Here is a 6,044-nt window from a genome sequence, read left to right as displayed (position 1 = left end):
AATAAATTTAATGTTGTAGAAATAGGTGATTATCATTTTGTAGAACAACCTTTCAATACATCAAGTAATACATCAAGTAATACATCAAGTAATACATCAAGTAATGCGTCAAGTGAGATTCAAGGTGCAATAGACCAGCTTCCAGTGGGTTGTAAAACGGTTTTTAATCTCTATGTTATTGAAGGCTATAAACATCAAGAAATTTCAGAATTATTAAACATTAGCATAGGGACTTCGAAATCACAACTATCACACGCTAAAAAAATATTAAAGAAACGTCTCGCTAATTTAAAGTCTAAATACAATGGAACCGAATAATATAGAAAAGCTCATAAAGACGACCATTAAAGACAGAAGTATTGCCCCTTCTGCTGGTGCAAGAAAGCGTTTAATTGAAGTATTAAACGCTAAGCCTAAAAAGAAAAAGAAGCTTTGGGTGCGGTATGGTGTTGCAGCATCTGTAGTGTTTTTACTGAGTTTTGTCGGTGGTCGATTACTTATAAAAAAGTTAGAGGTAGAACGGCCTATTCAAGTTACTATTCAAAAAGAAATACCTGCATTGAAAGAACATAAAGCGCCTGTTTTTAATTCTGAAAAAGAGGAGGCTATTATCAATAAAGAAACGAAATCTAATAAGGGTATTGTTAAACTAAATGATTTAGAAACAGCATCTAAATTGAGTGCTAATACATCGGAAAAACATATTGAAACTTTAGAAGATTCATCAAAAAATAAAAATAATATTAAGACTAGTAATGCGCTTCAAAATTTCAATAAGGGTACGTTTGCTAAAAATGAAACTATTGAACTTAAACTATTAGCAGTAAAAGATTCTACTAAAATAAATAATGAAAAGCTATTTCCGTATGTAACACCTGAACGTTTATTAGCAGAAATTGAAAACGATAGTAGTCTAGAACGTATAAAAATTATAAAAAATGTACCAACGACTTATATTGATTCCGATAAACTTTTAGTTGAAATTGAAAAACAAGTATTCGACGAGAAAAACAAGAGTATTTTTAAGAAAGCAGGCCGACAAATGAAAAAAATAAAAGAAGCTTTAGCTAATAGAAATTACCGAAATTAATTTTACAAACCTTGAAAAATAATAAGTTATGAAGAACATTCTAGTATTTTGTGTGATTGTGCTTTCTTGCAATATAGGAGTATCACAAAGTAAAACCTTTGAGAAAAGGGCTGCTGAAATCACCTATAAAATAGATTCTATAATTGTATCAGAAAAAAGTGCACTAAAAAAAGCAGTAGAGAAAATTGATAAAAGGCTTAAAAAAAATGAAATCACCTTTGATGTTGCCACTACTGAAAAGAATAAAATAGCAGCCTACCACGCAAAAAGAATTAACGACGCTGTTTTTATAGAAGAACAAAAATTACAAACGCTAATTAAGAATAGGGTTAGCGGAAATTTAGAAGCTGATGAGGAAAATAGTAGTGCGTTTTTTGGCCTATTTTCAGAAGAAAATTTTTACAATGACAGTATCACAGGCTTAAAAGTTGAAAAACGATTAACATCGCAATTTGTTTTTGCTTTAGGAGTGAATTCTGTTTTAAATGATGGTGATGGATTTTATGGAGATGGCTTTAAGGTTAACCCAATTGGATTCGGAGAAGTTGGAACTACATTTAAGTACAGACTAAAAGAAAACACGAACCTTTGGAACTTAAAATTTGGACTTTCTATGATGATTCATGAGCTACGACCAGAGGCTGATAATGATATTTTAGTTACTAATCAAGGTCTAACCACACTAGAAGATGCAGGTTTTGATGTTAAAAGGTCTAGGTTTGCTAATACATATTTAGCAATACCATTACATTTAGAATTAGATTTTTCTAAACCACAATATAACGGTAAAACCGATCAAACTTATTTACGATCTCAAACTGGATTTAGAGTAGGTTTAGGTGGCTTTTTTGCTGTCAGAATTCAGACTTTTCAAACTATTAGATTTGATGAAGATGGAAAACGGAATCGATTAATACAAGGGGACGATTTTAATATGAACACTATTAATTTTGGACCAAGTGCTTATATAGGTTACAGTGATTTAAGTATCTATTTTAAGTACGATGTTAATCCAGTATTTAAAAATAATCCTCAAGATATTAATACCCTTGCTATAGCCTTAAGATTTGATATTAATTAGAGACCCTGTGCTAATAACTATAGAATACTTAAAAACGCAGCCATTAATTTGGTTGCGTTTTTTTATGCTTAAACATTTTATTTATAGCAATAGAATGGGGAAACGTAACAGCTGCAATAAATGAGAAGAAAACAGCATAAAAGATATTTTCATCCTTAAAAACATAATAGACAAATCCAATACCAAAAAGAGAAATAAGCCAATATGGAAATGCATTTTTACAATACTTTAAAATATTCGTTTTATTGTAATCACCATAAATAAAAGAAACTTGTTCAAATAAAGATGGGATACTGTGCCAAAACACAAAGTAAATTGTAAATCCCCAAATGAGCGTAGACACCTTAAAAATAATTGCAAATATTAAAAGAAAAAAGAGTTCTTTTATAATTTGTGTTCTAATTGTTTTCTGTTTTATAATTAAAGCTATAATAGATATACCTAAGGCTACAGATGAAGTTACAAAACCATAAGTAATAGTGCTCTCGTTTAGATTATATTTTGTTATTGAGGCTACCACTTCTAAAACTTCTTTTCTATTTAACATGAATAATAAGAAGAGGACAAAACTACCGTAGATAAAATAAAATAGATTGCTTTTGTTTTTCTTAATTGCTAAATTTTGATGTTCCCAATGTTGCTCACCAAAGTGAAATGCACTAAATAAAATAAAGAGGATGAGTGCTATTGACGGTAGATAGTAAAACACCATTATTGCAACTAAAACGATGAGCAAATAAAGTATTATAATCTTCTGAAATGTATGTTTTACCGTTTTATCTAATAATGACTCTATTAATAATATATCATTTGATCCGTGTAATATTCCAAAAGAAAAAATAAAAAAAAAGCCAATTAACACCTCTAATTCACCTGAAAAATAGGAAGTTACATATAAGCCAATGAAACTCAATATAATTGATATGTTGTTGATTTTTTGCATTAAAAATAAGATATTCACAATGATAGACTAAAAATAGTGTTAAAATAGAGATTATTTTGTTTATGTTTTTGTAAATTTACTTAAACAAAACTAATTAACTAAAAACAAACTTTATGAAAGCATTACTTTTATTTGCCGAACTTGGTACTAAGTTAGACCCAACAGATTATGTTGGATTTACTTTTTTTGTAGGTAGTATGGCCATGATGGCTGCCTCTGCCTTTTTCTTTTTATCACTCAGTCAATTTGATAAAAAATGGAGAACATCAGTTTTAGTCTCAGGACTAATTACATTTATTGCTGCAGTACATTATTTTTACATGAGAGATTATTGGTTTGCCAATATGGAGTCACCAACATTCTTTAGATATGTAGATTGGCTTTTAACTGTACCATTAATGTGTGTTGAATTTTATCTTATACTTAAAGTAGCAGGTGCTAAGCCTTCTTTAATGTGGAAATTAATTTTTGCTTCTGTAGTAATGTTAGTTACTGGATATTTCGGTGAGGCTGTATTTATGGATCAAGCAGCACTTTGGGGATTCATTTCTGGTGCAGCGTATTTCTACATCGTTTATGAGATTTGGTTAGGTAGTGCTAAGAAAATGGCAGTAGCAGCAGGTGGAGATGTTTTAAAAGCACACAAAATATTATGTTGGTTTGTACTTGTTGGATGGGCAATCTATCCACTAGGATACATGATGGGAACTACAGGTTGGTATAACAGTTTTATTCCAGATGGGAATATTGACGTGGTATATAACATTGCCGATGCCATTAACAAAATTGGATTTGGTTTAGTGATTTATGCATTAGCTGTTAAAAAGCAAGATGTAAATAGCTAAACAATAGAAACATGAACTTCTGAGTTTTTTTTCAGAACATGTAATTATATAAAAAACGTAATCATTAATTTGATTGCGTTTTTTTGTTTATCACAGCTAAAACACACTTGTCATTGCTAAGGCGATATGGCTTAAGGATTTATGGATATAGTTCAAAAGATACGTGAGGTGGTATTTTGGTTTTAGATAAGGTAAAAGGAAGTGCTATTAGAAGTAACCTCATTAAGACGATAAATATTATTGATTCTAAAAATGTAGCTTACACAAATAATGAGAGTATAAATAGATTAAATCATACTATTACTATAACAGCATATTACATTTTTTTTTCATCTAAATTTTCTTTATATGATTCTCCGATTGTGAATAAGAATATTATTCGTCATAATTTAAAAGATTTTTTATCAAACCAATTTCAATTAAAAGATTGTAGCAAAATTTCTACAAGTGGTTTTAACTGGTTTATCTTTTAGCCTTTATCAAAATAAAAACAAAGTCAATAAAAATATTGTAGATAATATATTTTTTTCTTCAAAATATGATTACATAATAGGAGGTCACCTATTTTATGTTAAAATTTGGCCATCTAAATTTAAAAAGAAGTTCGTTAATAGATTAAAAATTAGGAATATTAGTGCGTGTAGTGTCTTTAGTTTATTGAACACAGAGATAGATAACCTTATAGCTGAATTAAATAAAAAGAAAGTCGAAATTTCGTTTGTAGGATATGCATTAGCTTTATAGAAAATTTGTAGGCAAATTGATGATTAAATTTAAAACTAAATCGATAATAACTATATCAGAATATTTAAACGCACATACAAGAGATGCTGCAAAAATGTATTTAGGAGTTTCACCTTTATCTCTTTATTCTAATAATGAAAATGGAAGTATAGCGCAACAAATATATGCTAACGACTTACGCTTTAGAATTATTGACTCAATTTACATCATAGAGATTTTTGACTTAAAAGAAGATAAAAAATTAAATAATGGGGAGCAATGGAGAATTGTTGTTACAGATCTTTACAATAAAGCCACGCCAATAATTAGATATGATACTGGTGATATCGGTGTCATAGAATTAGATAGTGAAAATAAACCTTATTTTCCTGAGATTTATGCTAGAAAGTTAGACTTGCTTTATGATACCAATGGTAATTTAGTGCCATCTCATCTTTCTGCTAAGCTTTGTGAATATGGTAACTATAAATAATTTCAACTTGTGAAAAAGGTTTTAAGAATTATGAAATTAATCTTAATACAACCATTAAAGTTAATGAGGAAAAGATGATAAATGATTATAAAGACCATTTTGGATCTGATGCAGAAATAGCTATTAATTATGTTCAGGCAATACCATTATTAGCTTGAGGAAAAAGACATAAAGTTGTGATTGAATATTACAATAATTTTTAATACGTATATATCTAATTTATAGGTGTGGTTTGAGCGCACTAACATATGTACTAGTATCAAATTTGTAACAAAACAAATAACTAATACTTTTTAGAGACAATGATACTCCATTCATCGGATTGTTTCGATATTATTAAAAGTTTGACTTATTTTCACTTCAATTCTAAACCAAACCCAAATCTAATGGATAAGCTAATAATTAATTTTACACCTACAGGAATGATTCCAACCAAGGATATGACTCCTCATGTTCCTGTGACCATTAATGAAATTGTAGAAGATGTACATCGTGCATATGAGTTAGGTATAACTATGACTCACATACATGCAAGAGATGAAAAAACAGGAGTACCTACTTACAAGAAAGAAGTGTATGCAGAAATGATAGCTGGTATTCGCAAGTATGCTCCAGATTTAGTGATCTGTACTTCATTAAGCGGACGTGATTTTAATACTATAGATAAAAGAGGTGATGTACTGACTTTAGAAGGTAATCTTAAACCAGATATGGGAAGTTTAACCTTAAGCTCATTAAACTTTAATAAAGTGGCAAGTATGAATGCGCCAAGTATGATTGAGGATTTAGCATCTTTAATGAAGTCTAAAGGTATTGTGCCAGAATTAGAAGTGTTTGATGTTGGTATGATAAATTTTGGTAAATTTTTA

At 29.4% G+C, this 6,044-nt stretch carries 7 protein-coding genes; 6 read left to right on the top strand and 1 reads right to left on the bottom strand.

All coding sequences use genetic code 11. The features are described 5' to 3' along the window. The 3 genes from B2U95_RS01400 to B2U95_RS01390 form a co-directional block, all read left to right on the top strand. Nucleotides 1-318, top strand: a 318-nt coding sequence (locus B2U95_RS01400; protein ID WP_296311718.1) for an RNA polymerase sigma factor, incomplete at its 5' end; no start/stop codon positions are given. After that, the gene (locus tag B2U95_RS01395; protein ID WP_296311716.1) at nt 305-1,090 is read left to right on the top strand and encodes a hypothetical protein; all 786 of its coding nucleotides are present in this window, start codon (nt 305-307) and stop codon (nt 1,088-1,090) included. The genes B2U95_RS01400 and B2U95_RS01395, both read left to right, overlap by 14 nt. Before the next feature lie 28 nt (nt 1,091-1,118). Next, entirely contained in the window at nt 1,119-2,171 is a 1,053-nt protein-coding gene (locus B2U95_RS01390; RefSeq protein ID WP_296311714.1) for a hypothetical protein, read from the top strand. A gap of 43 nt (nt 2,172-2,214) precedes the next feature. On the opposite strand, the gene B2U95_RS01385 is transcribed toward B2U95_RS01390, so the two are convergent. Further along, a complete protein-coding gene (locus tag B2U95_RS01385; protein ID WP_296311711.1) occupies nt 2,215-3,114 on the bottom strand; it encodes a Brp/Blh family beta-carotene 15,15'-dioxygenase in 900 nt (299 codons plus the stop codon). Between the two features lie 113 nt (nt 3,115-3,227). Between B2U95_RS01385 and B2U95_RS01380 the strand changes: the two genes are divergently transcribed. From B2U95_RS01380 to B2U95_RS01370, 3 genes are all read left to right on the top strand, one after another. Further along, a complete protein-coding gene (locus B2U95_RS01380) occupies nt 3,228-3,959 on the top strand; it encodes a bacteriorhodopsin-like (protein WP_296311709.1) in 732 nt (243 codons plus the stop codon). Between the two features lie 763 nt (nt 3,960-4,722). Beyond that, on the top strand, nt 4,723-5,175 hold the full coding sequence (locus tag B2U95_RS01375) for a hypothetical protein (protein WP_296311707.1): 453 nt from the start codon (nt 4,723-4,725) through the stop codon (nt 5,173-5,175). A gap of 386 nt (nt 5,176-5,561) precedes the next feature. Beyond that, nucleotides 5,562-6,044: 3-keto-5-aminohexanoate cleavage protein (locus B2U95_RS01370; protein WP_296311704.1), on the top strand; the 483-nt coding region annotated here is incomplete at its 3' end.

Origin of the sequence: Winogradskyella sp. UBA3174 (assembly GCF_002364335.1) — a bacterium.
Taxonomy (GTDB): Bacteria; Bacteroidota; Bacteroidia; order Flavobacteriales; family Flavobacteriaceae; genus Winogradskyella.
This window is presented reverse-complemented; position numbering and strand designations above follow the sequence as displayed.